This is a genomic window from Pseudoalteromonas sp. NZS100 (genome assembly GCF_015864815.1).
GTDB lineage: Bacteria > Pseudomonadota > Gammaproteobacteria > Enterobacterales > Alteromonadaceae > Pseudoalteromonas > Pseudoalteromonas distincta.
Map to the genome: position 1 here is coordinate 26,478 of NZ_JADYWM010000018.1, position 17,107 is coordinate 43,584.

General features: G+C 38.6%; 17 protein-coding genes and 1 riboswitch. Of the genes, 9 read left to right on the top strand and 8 right to left on the bottom strand.

The features are described from left to right. The first annotated feature begins 102 nt into the window (after window positions 1-102). Window positions 103-1,545, top strand: coding sequence for a PLP-dependent aminotransferase family protein (locus I6E69_RS16220; protein WP_197121659.1), 1,443 nt, complete (start codon window positions 103-105; stop codon window positions 1,543-1,545). A gap of 237 nt (window positions 1,546-1,782) precedes the next feature. On the opposite strand, the gene I6E69_RS16225 is transcribed toward I6E69_RS16220, so the two are convergent. Beyond that, complete coding sequence (locus I6E69_RS16225) at window positions 1,783-2,577, bottom strand: YggN family protein (RefSeq protein WP_197121660.1); 795 nt, start codon at window positions 2,575-2,577, stop codon at window positions 1,783-1,785. A gap of 387 nt (window positions 2,578-2,964) precedes the next feature. Here I6E69_RS16225 and I6E69_RS16230 point away from each other — a divergent pair, with 387 nt between their 5' ends. Continuing rightward, complete coding sequence (locus I6E69_RS16230) at window positions 2,965-3,150, top strand: PA3496 family putative envelope integrity protein (protein ID WP_007579801.1); 186 nt, start codon at window positions 2,965-2,967, stop codon at window positions 3,148-3,150. A gap of 118 nt (window positions 3,151-3,268) precedes the next feature. Here the strand turns inward: I6E69_RS16230 and I6E69_RS16235 are convergent, their stop codons facing one another. The 3 genes from I6E69_RS16235 to I6E69_RS16245 all read right to left on the bottom strand — a co-directional run bounded on the left by I6E69_RS16235 (window position 3,269) and on the right by I6E69_RS16245 (window position 4,840). Continuing rightward, entirely contained in the window at window positions 3,269-3,766 is a 498-nt protein-coding gene (locus I6E69_RS16235) for a glutathione peroxidase (protein ID WP_197121661.1), read from the bottom strand. Window positions 3,767-3,839: 73 nt separating this feature from the next. Then, window positions 3,840-4,139, bottom strand: a complete 300-nt coding sequence (locus I6E69_RS16240; RefSeq protein WP_197121662.1) for an AzlD domain-containing protein — start codon at window positions 4,137-4,139, stop codon at window positions 3,840-3,842. Further along, a complete protein-coding gene (locus I6E69_RS16245; RefSeq protein ID WP_004335013.1) occupies window positions 4,136-4,840 on the bottom strand; it encodes an AzlC family ABC transporter permease in 705 nt (234 codons plus the stop codon). Before I6E69_RS16245 ends, I6E69_RS16240 begins: the two co-directional genes overlap by 4 nt. Before the next feature lie 107 nt (window positions 4,841-4,947). Between I6E69_RS16245 and I6E69_RS16250 the strand changes: the two genes are divergently transcribed. The 4 genes from I6E69_RS16250 (at window position 4,948) to I6E69_RS16265 (ending at window position 9,112) form a co-directional block, all read left to right on the top strand. Further along, the gene (locus I6E69_RS16250) at window positions 4,948-5,604 is read left to right on the top strand and encodes a cytochrome b/b6 domain-containing protein (protein ID WP_004335011.1); all 657 of its coding nucleotides are present in this window, start codon (window positions 4,948-4,950) and stop codon (window positions 5,602-5,604) included. An 88-nt stretch (window positions 5,605-5,692) separates the two neighbouring features. After that, window positions 5,693-5,780: riboswitch (cyclic di-GMP riboswitch) on the top strand. 96 nt (window positions 5,781-5,876) lie between these two features. Further along, window positions 5,877-6,440, top strand: a complete 564-nt coding sequence (locus I6E69_RS16255) for a chitin-binding protein (protein ID WP_182672463.1) — start codon at window positions 5,877-5,879, stop codon at window positions 6,438-6,440. A 137-nt stretch (window positions 6,441-6,577) separates the two neighbouring features. Further along, a complete protein-coding gene (locus tag I6E69_RS16260) occupies window positions 6,578-8,653 on the top strand; it encodes a S9 family peptidase (protein WP_197121663.1) in 2,076 nt (691 codons plus the stop codon). Between the two features lie 60 nt (window positions 8,654-8,713). Next, window positions 8,714-9,112, top strand: coding sequence for a hypothetical protein (locus I6E69_RS16265; protein ID WP_033020977.1), 399 nt, complete (start codon window positions 8,714-8,716; stop codon window positions 9,110-9,112). 22 nt (window positions 9,113-9,134) lie between these two features. On the opposite strand, the gene I6E69_RS16270 is transcribed toward I6E69_RS16265, so the two are convergent. Beyond that, window positions 9,135-9,887, bottom strand: a complete 753-nt coding sequence (locus I6E69_RS16270) for a LytTR family DNA-binding domain-containing protein (RefSeq protein ID WP_197121664.1) — start codon at window positions 9,885-9,887, stop codon at window positions 9,135-9,137. 238 nt (window positions 9,888-10,125) lie between these two features. On the opposite strand from I6E69_RS16270, the gene I6E69_RS16275 reads away from it, so the two are divergent. Continuing rightward, a complete protein-coding gene (locus I6E69_RS16275) occupies window positions 10,126-13,068 on the top strand; it encodes a TonB-dependent receptor (protein ID WP_004334996.1) in 2,943 nt (980 codons plus the stop codon). 281 nt (window positions 13,069-13,349) lie between these two features. Here I6E69_RS16275 and I6E69_RS16280 read toward each other — a convergent pair whose 3' ends face one another. After that, a complete protein-coding gene (locus I6E69_RS16280) occupies window positions 13,350-13,823 on the bottom strand; it encodes a Dps family protein (protein ID WP_004334993.1) in 474 nt (157 codons plus the stop codon). A gap of 334 nt (window positions 13,824-14,157) precedes the next feature. Here I6E69_RS16280 and I6E69_RS16285 point away from each other — a divergent pair, with 334 nt between their 5' ends. Then, window positions 14,158-14,367 carry a hypothetical protein gene (locus tag I6E69_RS16285; protein WP_024597139.1) on the top strand — a complete coding sequence of 70 codons (210 nt, stop codon included), beginning with the start codon at window positions 14,158-14,160 and terminating at the stop codon, window positions 14,365-14,367. On the opposite strand, the gene I6E69_RS16290 is transcribed toward I6E69_RS16285, so the two are convergent. Together I6E69_RS16290 and I6E69_RS16295 are read right to left on the bottom strand one after the other, a co-directional pair. Next, a complete protein-coding gene (locus I6E69_RS16290) occupies window positions 14,364-14,969 on the bottom strand; it encodes an alpha/beta fold hydrolase (RefSeq protein WP_149601930.1) in 606 nt (201 codons plus the stop codon). The genes I6E69_RS16285 and I6E69_RS16290 overlap by 4 nt on opposite strands. Window positions 14,970-15,152: 183 nt before the next feature. Next, entirely contained in the window at window positions 15,153-15,689 is a 537-nt protein-coding gene (locus tag I6E69_RS16295) for a YaeQ family protein (protein ID WP_024593828.1), read from the bottom strand. Between the two features lie 91 nt (window positions 15,690-15,780). On the opposite strand from I6E69_RS16295, the gene ylqF reads away from it, so the two are divergent. Next, entirely contained in the window at window positions 15,781-16,725 is a 945-nt protein-coding gene (gene ylqF, locus I6E69_RS16300) for a ribosome biogenesis GTPase YlqF (protein ID WP_004334981.1), read from the top strand. The last annotated feature ends 382 nt before the right edge of the window (window positions 16,726-17,107 follow it).

A 17,107-nucleotide genomic window follows, 5' to 3' on the forward strand; every position in this document is an offset into this window, starting at 1 on the left:
GTTACTCTCCAAAGCCCGATTGAATGGCTATTTTAAGACCTATCTGTATACTTACCATATACAGAAAAGTAAAAATGTAACCTATACAGATTTGGATGCGTGATGATAAGACAAAAAAATAGCCAGGGGCATGAGTTTCTATATCAACAAGTTATTCAGTTGATCAGAGATATGAGCGCCCAGCAGGTTTTACTCCCTGGCGAAAAACTTCCATCACTGCGTAAAATGGCAGATAACTTAAACATTAGTATTCCGACAGTGAAGCAAGCTTATCAAGCACTTGAAGATCAGGGGTTAGTAGAGGCACGTGAAAAATCAGGGTATTTTTTAAAAGTCGTTAGCATGGCGCATAATTTACCTAAGCGAGTTAAATTAAGTCGCGAACCTGTTGTGGTAAATAAACAAGCCTTAATAGAGCAGGTGTACAGCGCGATTCATCAAGCGAACGTAGTCCCTTTTGGTATCGCTAACCCAATTGCTGCTGCACCTACCGATAAAGCACTGGCCAGAAATATGCGCCGAGTAATGACTACAGCTGGCAGTAAAGCTATTAACTATGGACCAACAGATGGGTTTGTGCCGCTGAAAAAGCAATTGGTGCATCGCTATTTAGATTTTGGCATTGGTATAAATATGGACGAGCTTGTGATCACCAATGGTGCACAAGAAGCCATGGCTATTGCACTTAAGTGTGTAACAAAGCCAGGCGATGTAGTTGCCATTGAGACGCCTTGCTATCACGGGATTATCGAGTTAATAGAAAGCCTAGGGCTTAAAGCGCTCGAAATACCACTGTGCCCAGATAATGGTATTTGGTTAAGCGATTTGGAACGCGCTTTAAATGAGCATGACATAAAAGCGTGTTTATTCTCGACTGCAATTAGTAACCCTGTGGGCAGCTTTATGCCTGATACAAACAGACAGCAGCTGGTGGAGCTACTTGAAAGTCATGACGTAGTGCTTATTGAAGATGACGTATACGGCGATTTATATTTTACGGCAAAACGAGGCACACCTGCTTTAGCGTACTCTAAAAAAGGATTAGTGATTAGTTGCTCATCTTTTTCTAAAACGGCAGCGCCGAGCTATCGTGTAGGTTGGTTAGTTGCGGGTAAATTTGCAACGCAAGCAAGGCGATATAAAAGAGCACTAAGTTGCTCTGCTTCGTTAATAAACCAATGGACGTTATCTGAGTTTATTGCCAGCGGCGAGTACGACCGAAATTTAAAAGTACTTAGGCAACGCCTGCGCGATAACAAAGAGCGTATGCGATGGTGCTTACAACAAGCTATGCCAAAAAATACACGTATAAGCGATCCAAAAGGAGGCTGCGTTATGTGGCTAGATTTAGGTGGCGAGTACGATAGCCAAACATTGTTTTTACTTGCGCTTGAGGTTGGTATTAGTATTACCCCTGGGCTTGTTTTTTCGGCCTCTAATAAATATAAAAGCTGCGTAAGGTTAAGTTATGGTGTGCAATGGAGCGCGCAAATTGAGCACGCAATAGTTACATTGGGTAAGCTCACTTTATTAGCTAAAAAGTAATACCAATCTGCTTATATATGGGGTCTATTTAACGTTAAGAAAATTACGCTAGAACTAGGCAAAAGCTTTTGTATCTAGTTGTTCTAAATAAAAATTTTTAACGAAGTTATAGTGCAATTTAATTCATTAAATTGATCAAAGATTTATGCAGGTTGGTATAAATTTGCGAAACACAAAAAAGCAGCATTTAAGTAAACTTAAGTGCTGCCAAAGGGATGTTAAATAACGTTTGCTGTACTAATTTTGTTTAAAGCTAAATAACTGGTAACCTTCTAGCTCAGGCACTTGCATTACTAATTGCTCTTCTTGTTTTGCAATATCAGCAAAGTTTCCACATAAAGAGTTAGCACGTTCTTCAAGTGCGCTTGCATGTAGCTCTACTTTTTCTTCTATTTGTGCACCCATATTTTCCATACGTTGTTCAAAGGCATCCATATCACCGCCTGAACCAAGTAACTCAGAACCTAAAGCTACTAAAATACTGCCCATTGATTGCATCACTGCTGATTCAACCGCTGTTTCTATCTGCTGCTCAAATTGTTGTTCAAAGTTTTCGCCAAATTGATTAAAACTTTGTTGGCCCATCACAAATGTACCTTGTTGGTAAAATGTGTTTTCTACTTCGATTTTAATGTCATCCATAAGCTCAGACATATTATCAAGACCGTCAATATTAAATGCATTGCCTACTTCTTCTAATGCTACTCCGGCAATTTTAACACCCTCAAGCGCTATATTAGCTACTTCAGGTAATTGAGTGCGTAAGCTATCAGAGTACTTGGTTAGCGCGTCGCGCTGCGAATTACTCAGCGCTACAAGTTCGCCATTTACGGTTAAGTCACCATAGGTATTAAACTGCATGGTTTTATTGTTGGCGGTAAAAATTTCCAATTCGTTTGGCTTAATGCGCACATCATTTTTAAATTCGACGTTACATTCATCATTACTAAATGAAATTGCAGAATCGTTATCGTTATGAGCCATAGCGGCTGGTGAACAAATTAATGCGCTAACTAATAGTAATTTTTTCATGTTTTTTCTCTACTTTTTGTTGATGACGATTAATTAATAACAAGTTTGATGCCAGTTTTATTTTTTAATATAAAACATATGCTTAACTGTTTTTGTTTGTTTTTTAGTAAATGAAATTAATTAATAAATAACTATTTTTTAGTCAAATTGGCTAACTAATAAAAATTAATAAATTTTATTTATCGATACGATAAAAAACTCTCACTTTCCTCAATTCAAATTTAGCGCTATTTATTCACATTACTGACATGAAGACTATTTACAGTAGTCACGTGGCTTTATTTTGATGTTAATTTGCACAGCATTTTGACGTTAAACATTTTAATTTTACCGACTATTGCGATAATAAAATCCTTGGTTGGTCTCAAACACTTTATGGAGTGGGTTGTGGGTAAGACATTTAGTTACGATGCGCTAGATGACGATTTTGTTGAAGACGAGTACGAAATGCTCGGCCGTAATCAACACGATAAGAACAAGCAAAAGGTTAAAAAGAAGTTGGAAGACTACCTTGAGCAAAAACGCTTGCGTAAAAATCTAGGCGAAGACGATTTAAGCGATTACACCGATTAAATTTCACTAGTATAAATAAAATACCAATTAATATTGAGAGTTTAAATGTGCAGTTATGTGTATGTTTAAGTTTCAATAGTATTGGCAATAAAGAGGCCTTGCGCCTCTTTATTACTTTTTAAAGCGTGCTTTTAGCCTGTGCTAAAGCTTTTTGAATTGTAAGTTCTAGCTTTTCGGGTTTAGTAAAAGGTGCATGACGTTTAATTGGCGTGCCATCTGCGGCAATTAAAAATTTAGTAAAATTCCACTTTATTTTACGTGTTAAAAAACCAGGTAAAGCCGATTTTAAATAACGAAAGACTGGGTGAGCATGCTTACCGTTTACATCTACTTTGGCCGCCATTAAAAAACTCACACCAAAATTAATTAAACATCCTTGCTCTATTTGTGTAGCGTCGCCGGGTTCTTGCTGACCAAATTGATTACACGGAAATCCTAAAATAACTAAACCTTGGCTGGCATATTTATTATGCAAAGATTGAAGCGACTCGTATTGGTAGGTAAATCCACATTTACTTGCGGTATTAACAATAAGCACAACCTTACCTTCAAAATCACTAAAGTTAATAGGTTGACCCTGCAAGCTTGTTGCGCTTAATTGATGGAATTTGTGCATATTGGCGTCTTTTTTATTATTGTTATCGGTATTTTAACCTGAGTACAGTATTTCATAAAGTATAAAGAGCGCTCTAATTTAAAATCAGAAATAGCCCCATACCGGCAAGCGTTGTGTAATAAATATTATGTGTTTTATAGGCAACAATAATGGCGACTATCGCTGCGCTTAAATAAGGGTTTTGCCACTTTAAGTTAATGCCATCTTCATTCAAAAACACGATAGGCACCCAAATTGCTGTAAGCACCGCAGGTGCGCTAAAGCTTAAAAATTGCTGCATTTTAGGGCCTACTTTAAACGGTAAAGCGCGGTGTAAAAATAAATAACGCGTAAAAAATGTAATGCACGCCATGAGTAAAATAGTCGTCATCATAGCGTTGCTTCCTTTTTAGCGGTTAGCCTTGCTGTACTATAACCTGCGGCCATTGCCAGCAGCGCTGAGCAAACAAGCCATAACTCAAATCCGGTACTTTTTAAAAGCGTTGCACTAACGCCTGCTACAATTACCGTAACGAGTGAGGCCAAATTTTTGATTCCCGGAATAACCAACGCGATAAACGTGGCAGCAATCGCAAAGTCGAGCCCTAAATTAGTTAAGTCGGGCAGCATTGTGCCCGCTACAATGCCAATTAACGTCCAAATATTCCATGCAATATAAAAGCTAAAACCAGCGCTCAATGCGTATATTAAGCGTGTTTTTGTTCTATATGCTTTTCGATGATGAGAAAACGCAAATAGCTCGTCGGTTAAAACAAAGCTCACCGGTAAGCGCCAACGCATAGGTTGATCAATGACCTTATGACGCACAGCTAAACCGTATAAAAAGTGCCGAGAGCTAATAATAAATGTTGTGAATAAAATTGTGAGCAATGGTGTGTTGCCCGCCATAAGTTCAATCGCAACAAGCTGTGCAGAGCCTGCAAATACTAATAACGACATTGCTTGGGTTTCAAAGGCGCTAAAACCATTTTGAATCGCTAAAGAGCCGCATAAAATACCCCAAGGAACAACGGCTAAACACAGTGGTAGCATATCTAAAAAGCCTTTTAAAATAGCTTTTTTAACTGGTTGCATGATATTTACTCTCACGGCTTGTAGAATGGCTCATAAGGATACCTTAATATTATGATGTTAAAGTAGTTAACAAATTAAATAATACTGTTTTTTTAAGGATAGGCACAATGACGACGTTAAAAGTGTGGGATGGGTTTATTAGATGCTTTCATTGGTTTTTGGTTGTAAGTATTGCAGTGCTTTATTTTAGTATTGAAGAGGGCATGATTGAGCTTCACTTTGTCGCTGGTTTTTTTACTTTAGCACTTATAGTAACACGTTTAATATGGGGTGTTATTGGTAGCAAAACCGCGAGATTAAGTGGGTTACTGCACTCTCCTAGTGCTATTTTAAAGGCGCTAAAAACACCAAGCGACTCGTTAGGCCATTCAGCACCCGGTAGCTGTATGGTGATAGTGTTTTTTATATTGATCATAACGCAACTTGCAAGTGGCTTAATGAGCAGTGATGGTATTTTAACTGACGGGCCGCTTGCTCAATATGTGTCTAGCGATACGATTGATTTTGCCAATTGGCTACATGAGCTGAATTTTGACATTTTACTTTATGCTATTGGCTTGCATGTATTAGCTATTATTGTTTATAGAATAAAAGGCAAACCGCTAGTTAAGGCGATGATCACAGGCTCAAAAGAGTTAAAAGCGGATGACTCTGAGGCTAAAGTAACAAAAGCGTCTTGGCCTGCGTGGTTAATATTTATATCTTTATTGGTGTTGCTGGTATTTACGTGGGCGAAAGAGCCTTTAACTTATTTATTTAGTTAAAAACACATTAAACCAATCTTAAAGGGTTGGTTTTTGTTTTTGGTTACATTCTTTTGTTTGATTGTTATGCGGGGTCGAATTATAATCGCCGCATTGCTGGCAAACTAGCCGAAAGGTTAGGACGCAAAGTTTCCGGTCTAAGGCTTTTTAAAAGCTATGGTAGCGGGACTACTGCATAACGTGTTGTTATGTATCACTTGCCCTCAGTGTATTTTTTGTGTATCCATAGTGTATGGATAAGATTTTGTAACTCTTAAGGTGTTGCCGTGTTTATGCATACGTCGTTGGCCTGTGGAAAGTGGTCAACAATAGGTTGCTTAAATCATCATACCCAATTATTTATTGGTGATGTGGTGAGTGTAACCTTTTACGACATGCAAGGAGAGCTGGTTAGTTTATCATTTGATTACAAGATCACCTCGCTTGAGCAAGGTGAGCCTCACGCATGGCCACGTTTAGTTGCCGAGCATATTAATGTACATGTTCCTCTGGTTAGCGCAGGTAAAATGACCGAACAGGGTTTAATTGTAGCCTATAGAAATAATGAAATTTTTGCTTTGCAAAGCAGTGGTATATGTAAAGCACACGTCGACTTTCATTGTATTGCAAAATGCGATGAGCGTGTTGTTAATAACCTTGATACTTATGATTACGTGTACCCTGAAAATTGTGAAAACTATAATGCGGGTACAAAGGTATTGCAGCCAAAAACTGGGCATGTATATCAATGCAGGCCTTGGCCATTTAATGAGTTTTGCCGCACGAATGACGATAATAAGTCTATGTTCGAACCCGGTGTAGGGCAAAGCTGGGCTATGGCTTGGCAGCAAATATAAAGCTTAAATTATCTTCCCAAAGGTATAGCGGTTTTAGTAATGAAGCGTTTACCGTTTTAGCCCATCCAACTATTGGATGGGCTTTTTTATTTTTATGATAAACTGCAAATCACATTATTTTTTTAATTGGTTTTGTTGTGTCTCGTCCTGTCTACTCTTTAAGTTTATTACCTAATTTCCCGATTGCTAAACAGCAAGCCCATACATTAAGTACTCATAATAAGATACGTACCGATAATTACTATTGGATGCGCGATGACGATCGTCAGGATGAGCAAGTACTTGCGCATTTACATGCTGAAAATGCGTACTGCGATGAACAGTTAGCTGCTATGAAGCCACTACAAAATACACTTTTTGAAGAGTTAAAAGCACGCATTGTAAAAGATGATAATTCGGTACCCGTTAAAGACGGGAAATACTGGTATCACTCAGAAGTTCGTGGTGATGATGAGTACTCGCGTCACTATAGAAGTACGAGCATAAAGGCCGATAATAAAGAGCTTTTACTCGATGTGAATGTCTTAGCTGAAGGATTTGAGTTTTTTGAGCTGGGCGAAGTCGCACTAAGTCCATGCGAGCAGCTTATGGCTTACTCTGAAGATACTGAAGGTCGTCGTATTTATAATGTTCGCTTTAAAAGCTTAGCGACCGGTGAAATGCTACCTGATGTACTTGAAAATACAGAAGGACAAGTTGTTTGGGCTAACGACAATAAAACTGTTTTTTATGTAAAAAAAGATTTAAAAACGCTATTAGGATACCAAGTATTTAGGCATGAGCTTGGCAGCGAGCAAAGCCAAGACGTAATGGTCTACGAAGAGCAAGACAGCAGCTTTTTTATGGGACTTGGTAAAAGCCGCGATGAAAGCTTAATTATTATTGATTTAGCATCGACAGAGACCAACGATACATGGGTGCTTGATGCTAATAAGCCCGCTGGCGAATTTAAAGCATTAATGCCGCGTGAAGATGGCCACGAGTTTGACGTAGATAAGCTAGGTGACACATTTTATATTGTGACTAACTGGCAAGCTAAAAACTTTAGATTAATGACGGCAACAAACGAAACAATTGCTGATAAAACACAATGGTTTGAGCATACAGCTCACAGAGAAAATGTACTGCTTGAAGGTGTAGAGTTATTTAATGACTTTTTAGTATTGAGTGAACGCGAGCAAGGGCAAGCTCGATTTGTAGTTGTTAATAGGCAAGGGGATCGTATGGCACTTGAGTTTGCCGATCCTTGTTATTATGCTGCAATAGCAATGAACCCAGAGCCAGACACACGCACTGCGCGTATTTATTACTCAAGTTTAACAACACCAGGCTCTTTATATGATGTTGATTTAGCAACTGGCGAAAAAACACTACTTAAACAGCAAAAAGTACTCGGTAGTTTTAATGCCGATGACTATCAGTCGGAGCGATTAATGGTAACTGCTCGCGACGGAGTTAAAGTACCTGTATCAGTTGTTTATCGAAAAGACAGCTTTAAAAAAGATGGCTCAAATCCGTTATTTCAATACGGCTATGGTGCGTATGGCTATACGATTGATCCAAGTTTTTCAAGTTCATCGCTGAGCTTGCTCGATCGTGGTTTTGTTTATGTAATAGCACATGTTCGAGGCTCTGAAATGCTAGGTCGCGAGTGGTACGAACAAGGTAAAAAAGAGCATAAACAAAATAGCTTTAGTGACTTTATTGATGTGACAAAAGCGCTTGTTGCACAAGGCTATTGTGATAGCAGCAAGGTGTTTGCCTCAGGCGGCAGTGCAGGTGGTTTATTAATGGGGGCGGTTGTAAACCAAGCACCAGAGTTATATTGCGGTGTTGGCTGTCATGTACCATTTTTAGACGTATTAACCACGATGCTTGATGAAAGTATTCCGCTCACAACAAATGAATATGATGAATGGGGTAATCCAAATGAGCCTCAGTTTTATGATGTAATTGAAGCTTACTCGCCGTATGACAATATTCGCGCCCAAAACTATCCGAACATACTCGTTACTACCGGTCTTCATGACTCACAAGTGCAGTATTGGGAGCCTATGAAGTGGGTTGCAAAAATGCGTGAACTTAAGACTGATAGTAATATTTTAGTATTTAAAACCGATATGGATGCAGGGCACGGCGGTGCATCAGGTCGCTTTAAAAGTTTAGAGGAAAAAGCACTCGAAATGGCCTTTTTTATTGCTTTATTAAATTAACTGCAAAATCGGAAAATTGTATTATCCTATATATAGAAGTTGATATATGTAAGGCGATTTATGTTTGGAGCACATGGTGAATTTCAAATTTGTTCACAGCCCCCTCAGATGTATTTAAAATTGAAAGGGAGCTTTAACAATGAAGGCATTATGCTGTTGACTAATGGCGTTGTTCAGGAGTTGAGCACTCATCCTGAAAATACGATTAAGTTTGTGGTTGTTAATTTAAAAGAATTTGAGCTGTTAACTTTGGATGGCCTTGATTCATTAGAGGCCTATTTTGCCGGTGTAAAAGAACGAGGCTATCAACGAGTTGATTATATAAACATTAATATCATAGCTAAAAATATGTTTGAAAAAGTATGGAAAAATAGCGATGTAGAAGTTAATTTTTATAAAGATACCGAAAGCTATTTATTAGTGCACCCAAATGACAGTTATATAAAACAGAACTGGTAACTAACATGAGTATTATAAACCGCTATTGAAGAGGGCTTATAATACTCTCTAAACACCCTTTATAGCGCCGTGAAAGGTTTAAACACATATCGTTTTTCAGCCTTACTCTATAATCGCCACTGTCAGTAGGCATCAGTTCGCAAATAGCTTGTTTTCTTACCAGCGTTGAGCGATGAATACGAACAAACCCTTCTGGTTCTAGTTGTTGTTCAATATTTTTCATGGTTTCGCGATGTAGTACCGGCGTATTACCTTGGGTAAAATGCAGCTCTACATAGTTGCCCGCGCCATTAATCCAAATAATATCATTTATATCAATTAGCCTTACCTTACCTACATCTTTAACCACAATATGTGATGATGGCTTTTCAGCTTGTGTGCTTTGCTGGTATTGGCGTTCGGCCGCACTTGCAATTGGGCAAAGGTGAATCAGCTTATCAAAGCATTTATCAATACGTGATGCAGTTGAATCTAATATTAAAAAATCTACAGCGCCAACTTCAAAGGCAAAACTCGCAAAATGTCCCGATTGAGCAATAATGACTAACTTCAGCTTTTTAGCAAGCTCAGTTAAATGCACTATTTGCATAGGGTCAGCTAGGTTGGTTAGTTCGTAAAACAGTACGTTGTATTGATCTGTGTCTATTTGATCTAATCTATTTGTTTGAAGAAAAGATTGAGATTCAAAGTGCCGGTGATCTTGCACACGCTTTGTTAAAAATGTTGCAAACTTAGTGCTACTAACAAAAGTTAATGCATGAAAAGAAGCGATCATTATTTTATATCTCTTGCTGTATATAATAATAAAGACCGTGCTTAGCGGAAAAACTGTTATGAAAAGTACAATATATTTATAAAATAATTGTGACGTACTGATTCATCCCATAAAAGCTGCTATTCGTACCAAAGACTACGCCTCATAAATAATGCCCGTAGAGTGTTTAAATAAATCCCCTTACTGTAATCCGCGAAGTAACCATTTAGTTACAAAAATAACAATTCAGGGGAATTATATGACATTAACTAACAAAGGTAGCGCGCGATTATTTAAAAAATCGTCGTTAACAGTTGCGCTAAGCAGCGCGATACTTGCAAGCTTTTCATTTCAAGGTGTTGCAGCAGAAGATGACGAAATAACTAAAATAGAACGCGTACAAGTTACAGGTTCTCGAATTCGTTCAGCTGAGGCAATGTCATCGGCTCCTATTCAAGTTGTAGATAGTGCTGCTATTGATGCATCAGGGTCGTTAAATATTCAAGACTTATTATTAGAGAACCCTGCATTTGGTACACCAGCTATTAGCCGTACTAACTCAAACTTTAATACCGCAAGTGCGGGTGTTGCTACTGTTGATTTACGTAATTTAGGCTCTAACCGCACATTGGTTTTAGTGAATGGTCGTCGTTATGTATCAGGTGTACCAGGTAGCTCTGCTGTCGATTTAAATACTATTCCGAGTCAATTCATCGAACGTGTTGAAATTATGACAGGTGGTGCTTCATCTGTTTATGGTTCTGACGCTGTTGCTGGTGTAGTTAACTTTGTACTAAAAGATGATTTTGAAGGTATTGAATTCGAAGGCCAATATGGTGAATCAAGCGAAGGCGATGATGAATCACGCCAATTTAACTTTACCTCAGGCTTATCAAGCTCAGATGGGAAAGGGCACGCGATGTTCCATCTTGGGTATTCTGATCAAGGTGCTGTTTTTTCACGTGACCGTGACCGCTCGGCAGTAGACCAATTTTCAGGTATCTTCTTTGAAGATGATCCAGTAGCAAACCCGGGCTCTGTATTTGATGCTGTAAGCCCATTTTTATCTTCATTTCCGCCACAGGGTCGCTTTAGCGCTGGGGATGAAACATTTACGTTTAATGATGCAAACACCCTACAAAACTCGTTTAGTACTAACGGTGGCGATGGCGTAGCTGCAAATGGTTTTAACCGAAGTGGCGTACGTACGATAGCGATACCTACAGAACGTTACTTATTTGCCTCAAATGGTAGCTACGAGCTAAGCGACAAGCATAGCTTTTTTTATGAAGGTACTTACGCTGCAACAACAACCGTTTCTGAATTAGAGCCATTCCCTTTTGCCTCTGACGACATCTATGCAAATGGCCAAGTACCAATTGAATTTAATGTAAACGGTGAAATATTGCGTAACGCATTTGTACCTGATGATATATATAACGCAGCAACCGACACCGACGGTGATGGTATGCGTGATATCTTTTTTGCAAAGCGCTTAAGTGATATCGGTAACCGTGGAGCACGAGCTGAGCGTGATACATTCCGTTTAGCACTAGGCTTTCAAGGTGAAATAGCAGATGGTTGGTTCTACGATACTTACTATGTATACGGTAAAACAAAAGAGCAGCAAGTTTCTGGTGGTTTAGTTAACGTACAAAGCTTTCGTCAAGGTTTAGAAGCTGTTATCGATAGCCAAGATTTAGATGGCGATGGTATTACTGATGAGGCTATTTGTATCGATGCGACAGCACGTGGCTTTAACTGTGCGCCGGTAGACATTTACGGTTTCAATTCGCTATCGCAAGGTGCTATTGATTTTGTAAGTGCACCTAGCTCACTTTCAACGTCGGTTGAGCAAGAAATCATTGGTGGTAATATTTCAGGTGATTTATTTGATTTACCGGCAGGTACGGTAGGTATCGCTGCTGGTTTTGAATACCGTGAAGAGTTCTCACGTAGTGAGTTTGATGCTCTACAGCAAGCTGGCCTTAATGCGGGTAATGCAATTCCAGCAACAGAAGGCTCGTTTGATGTAACTGAATATTATGTAGAAGCAAACATCCCCGTGCTTGATTCTGTAACAATGAATGCAGCAGTTCGTTTGTCTGACTACTCAACAGTAGGCAATACTGAAAGTTGGAACGTGGGTGTAGATTGGGAAGTAATGGATAGCTTACGTTTACGTGCTACCCGTGCACGTTCAACACGTGCTCCAAATATCGATGAACTATTTTCTCCACCTTCACAAACTTTCCCAAGTGGTTTAAACGATCCATGTTTAGGTGTTACTAATAGTGGCGGTGGTGCTGCAGGTGATGCTTGTCGTACAGATGTTGGTGTTACAACTAATATCGCTTCAAATGGCGAGTTCACGCTTAACCAGTCTGACTTACAAGGTATTAGTGGTTTTAACCGTGGCAACCAAGATTTAAAAGAAGAAGTTGGTGACTCTGTAACAGTAGGTTTAGTATTTACACCAGAAAATCTAATATCAGGCCTAGACATTACGCTTGATTACTTTGATATCGAAATTACAGATGCAATCGTATCAACACCTCGTCAGTTTATTCTTGACCAATGTTATGGTGGTGGCGATACAAGCTTTTGTGACTTTGTAACTCGTCGTAGTGCGCCATCAGGTAATAATAGTGCTGGTTCACTAGAGTTTATTGACAGTGGTGTATCTAATAGTGGTGGTTTAGGTACAGAAGGTGTTGATTTAACACTAACGTACTCTACTGATATTGGCCCAGGTGCGTTTAGAACTCGCCTTGCTTATACTTACCTAATCGATGGTTATAGCATCCCACTTCCTGGCGCTGATAAAGATGAGTTTGCTGGAGAAATTGGTGCATCAGAGCATAAAGCTAACTGGAACTTTGGTTATAAACTTAACGACTTTGATTTTAACTGGAGCTTAACTTACATTGGCGCTGCAGACTTTGATGATCAATTCTTAAGTGGTTTTGGTATTGCTCCAGGTGGAGTAGGGATTGGTTCAGTGACATATCATGATGTTCAAGCAAGTTACCATATCAGCGATTCAACAGAGCTTTACGCTGGTGCGAGTAACTTATTTGATAAAGAGCCACCACGCATTTTATCGGGTGTGAGCGGTTCAAGTACTGGTACTGAAACAGATGCAGGTACGTATGACCCAATTGGTCAATCATTCTACATAGGTTTTAGAAGTAAATTCTAACCAACAATAACGACACTAATATAGTTACTTAATTAGTAACGTTCACAAAGCCTCAGTATTGCTGGGGCTTTTTCATGGGGAAAAATAATGTAGTAGTAATGCTTATACATTGTTTATCCCAATATATGAGCATTACACCCACTTAAACCCAAAACAACGCCACTGGTAACAGGGGCGTTGTTTAGTATTGGGAGGAGGCTAATATAGTAACCGAATCGCTTGATTATTTAACGATTTATCCCTATTTGTGGCCCTCTTCATTGAGGGCTTTTTTTGCTGGTTTAGTCTAAGTAAGCCTTTAGCATCCAAACCAGTTTTTCTTGCTCTGAGATGTAATCGCTCATTAGTGAGGCTGTACCTTCATCGTCTGCATCACCAGCTTGGCTTAAAATATCACGCTGCATGTGAATTAATGTGCTGTAACCAGCAAGTAGGTTTTCTACGGCTGTAACGCCATCACTAATACCTTTAGCTTCTTTAATTTTACTTACTTCAAGGTAATCAGAAAATGCATGTAGAGGTGCGCCATCTAACGTTAAAATACGTTCTGCAACTTCATCTACTTTGAGAAGTAGTAAGTTATAAATTTCTTCAAACTTAACGTGTAGTTCAAAAAAGTTACGGCCTTTAATATTCCAGTGAAAGCCACGCGCGTTCATGTATTGAATCTGGTAGCTACTCAATAATGTATTGAGTGACTTTATGATGTCTTCGCTTTTTGCGCTGTTTAGACCAATTGCGTTTACATGTGACATAACTTGCTCCTGAATAACCGTTTGTTTGTGAACTTGTGATAAGTATTACTAATTTCGATAAATTAGTAAAATCGTTTAAATATATCTAGTTAATAGTTTTAACCTATTAGCTGTTTTTGATACCTGTATTCACTTTAGACTATTAATAGAAATGGGACTGATTAATAAAAATACTACCCCTCAAAAATAAATAAAACCCAGAAGTATATAAATCATGATCTAAAACAAACTTTATTCAAGGTAATAACTTAGCTATTTTTTTATTGATGCAGGTCAAAAATCATCCACCCTAACGGCGCATAATAATGTTGTCGAAATAATTAGGAGAGATAACATGCATGCAAAAACAGCGAAACAAAATAAAGCAGAGTTAATCGTGGTAGGAATTGCAGTCATCGCATTTGTGCTTGGGCTAGTAGCGCACTTAGCAGGAGCAAGCTTTGCGAACTCAGATTTTTTTGGTTACATTGCGGCGCCCATTCCGCTGATACTGGCTGTGATATTTTTAATTAGTTATAAAATAGCAGCCAATGCTGAGGATTAATCTTTCTCGTTTAAGCACTTTAAAATGTAATCGAGTACTTGGCGCGAGTAAATCATACTGGTATGGCTTAAATGAAACACTTTGTGTTCGGCCATACCTTTAAGTTTGGTTTCATCTAGTAATACGGTGCCATCTGACTTGCTACCTTTGACTATTAAAGGCATAAGCCCAATAGGTAAATCCCCTGCGATACTATAAAGCTTAGCTTTAAAAGGCCAATTACCATTTTTAGTAAGCAAAAATTCAACACTATTTTTTAAAAATGATTCAAACCCTTTTTGCTTCATTTTTTGCGCTATATGGCTGCCTTTATGTGGAGTACCCAGTGTAATTACCTTCGTAATATTCTGGCTAGCAGGAGAGTTTGCCTCTAGGTAAGCACGTGCAATCAGCCCTCCCATTGAGTGGCATACAAGCGCTGCAGGTTCGTTAGAAATACACTCATCAATTTGTGCAAATATGGTATCGCGGTGGGGGTCGAGCGTATTATAGGTAATGTTTAATACCGTCATACCCGATTCTTCAAGTCGTGAACAAAGTGGGCGCATAACAAAGCCAGACATATACAAGCCATGTAAAACAATAACGTGTTTAACTTTCATATGCTCCCTAATACCAATTTTATTAAAAACATGATCATTCTAGCGTATTAAATAATCCGCTACCTGCGTTAAAAATTATTTAGATAGAACAACTATATGTCATAATTTTCGCCTTGTTATCGACTTATTTATTTGTCGCTATAATAGATAACTAATTTAATGCAATTGGTATAACTACCGTAATTACATTAACTGTAGCGGTTTTATTTCAATATTGGTTGTATCGGTATTTACCCATACTTCACCATCTTGAATGGTAATGGCGAGCTTAATTCCACGATCAACCAAAGCAGCAAGTGCTTGTGTTGCTGCGTAATCAAGGCTAAAAATACTTAGATTTTTAAATTCATACAATTTAGGTTGATGTTTTTGCCACCAAATTGCTTGATTGTTTTCACCATAAGTATACAGCACCACTTTTTTAGATTTATTACAGGCTTTTTTAAGGCGTTTCTCATCTGGTAACCCAAGTTCAACCCATAGTTCTATTTCTTCACTATAGCTTACATGCCAAAGTTCAGGCTCATCATCAGCACTTAACCCTTTAGTAAATTCTAAACCATCACAGCTATTTAGCGCAAAAGCGAGTAAGCGAATCATCAACCTTTGGTCGGTTTCTGATGGGTGTTGAGCCAAGGTTAAATTAAAATCTTGATAAACGTGGCGGTCCATATCGCTAAGCGATAACTGCACTTTCATAATGGTGGATTTAAGAGCCATAACAACTAATCTGAAAAAATTTGCGCCAGTATAGCGCAATTAAATGAATTGCCAGTTAAAATAGCGGTTAATTATACGTTAGGAGTTAAAAATGGCTATCCAGTGGTTCCCTGGGCACATGAATAAAGCCCGCAATGAAATTAAAGAAATAATGCCACAAATGGATGTGATCATTGAAGTGCTTGATGCGCGCATTCCCTACAGTAGTGAAAACCCGATGGTGGCAACCTTGCGTGAAGGTAAGCCGGTCATCAAAATTTTGAACAAAGCTGATTTAGCTGATCCTAAAATGACTCAAATCTGGAAAGATTATTTTGAGCAAGAAAACGGTGTTAAAGCGATTTCTTTTGGGCATGATAAAGCAGCTGAAGTACACCGTATTAATGAGCTTTGTAAAAAGCTAGTGCCGCATAAAGTGGGTGCAGATAAGCAAATTAAAGCCATGATCATGGGTATTCCTAACGTGGGTAAATCTACGTTAATTAATGTATTGGCTGGGCGTATAGTTGCAAAAACAGGTAATGAGCCTGCTGTTACTAAAGCGCAACAACGCATTAAGCTTGAAGACGGTATTATGCTTTACGATACGCCAGGTATGTTGTGGCCAAAAGTAGAAAACGAAAACTCAGGTTATCGCTTAGGCGCTACCGGTGCCATTCGTGATACAGCACTTGAGTATGAAGAAGTAGCAAGTTACACAGCTGAGTACCTATTGCGTGCATACCCTGAGTTATTAAAAGCGCGTTATAAAATAGATGAATTACCACAAAGTGATTGGGAATTTGTTGAAATGGCGGGTAAAAAACGTGGCTGTATTCGTGGTGGCAATCAAATAGACACATACAAAATGTCTGAAATACTAATCAACGAATTACGCGACGGTATCATTGGCCGTATTACTATGGAAACTCCGCAAATGCGTGAGGAAGAAGAAGTAATGGTTGCTGGTTTACGCGCTGCAGCAGAAGCTAAAAAAGCAGCTAAAGAAGAAGAGAAAAAACAACGCCGAGCACGCGCACGTAAAAACCGTCGTTAATTGATTTAGTTTAATTTAACCAACTAAATTACAGACATAAAAAAAGCCCGTAAGGGCTTTTTTAGTTTCATATCTACCGTCACCGATATGAGCAATGTAGCAAGTAAAATAGTAGGGCGGTTACTCATCATCAACATCAAGGGGCGTTGCGGTTCATAACAAGTAACCATAGCTGTTTACGTGCGCCACACGTTGTTTCAGGGTCGAGAAACAAATCAATTCATTCCTTAACAAGTGGTATGCAATCCGTCTTGTTGATATTGATTATCAGTTAGATCTAACTATCTGTCAACATCTAAATGCAAATAATTCTTATTATTAGTGGGTTTGTTTTTTATTCATATATAAATCGGCTAGTTAGCACTGACATTTAATAAAAATA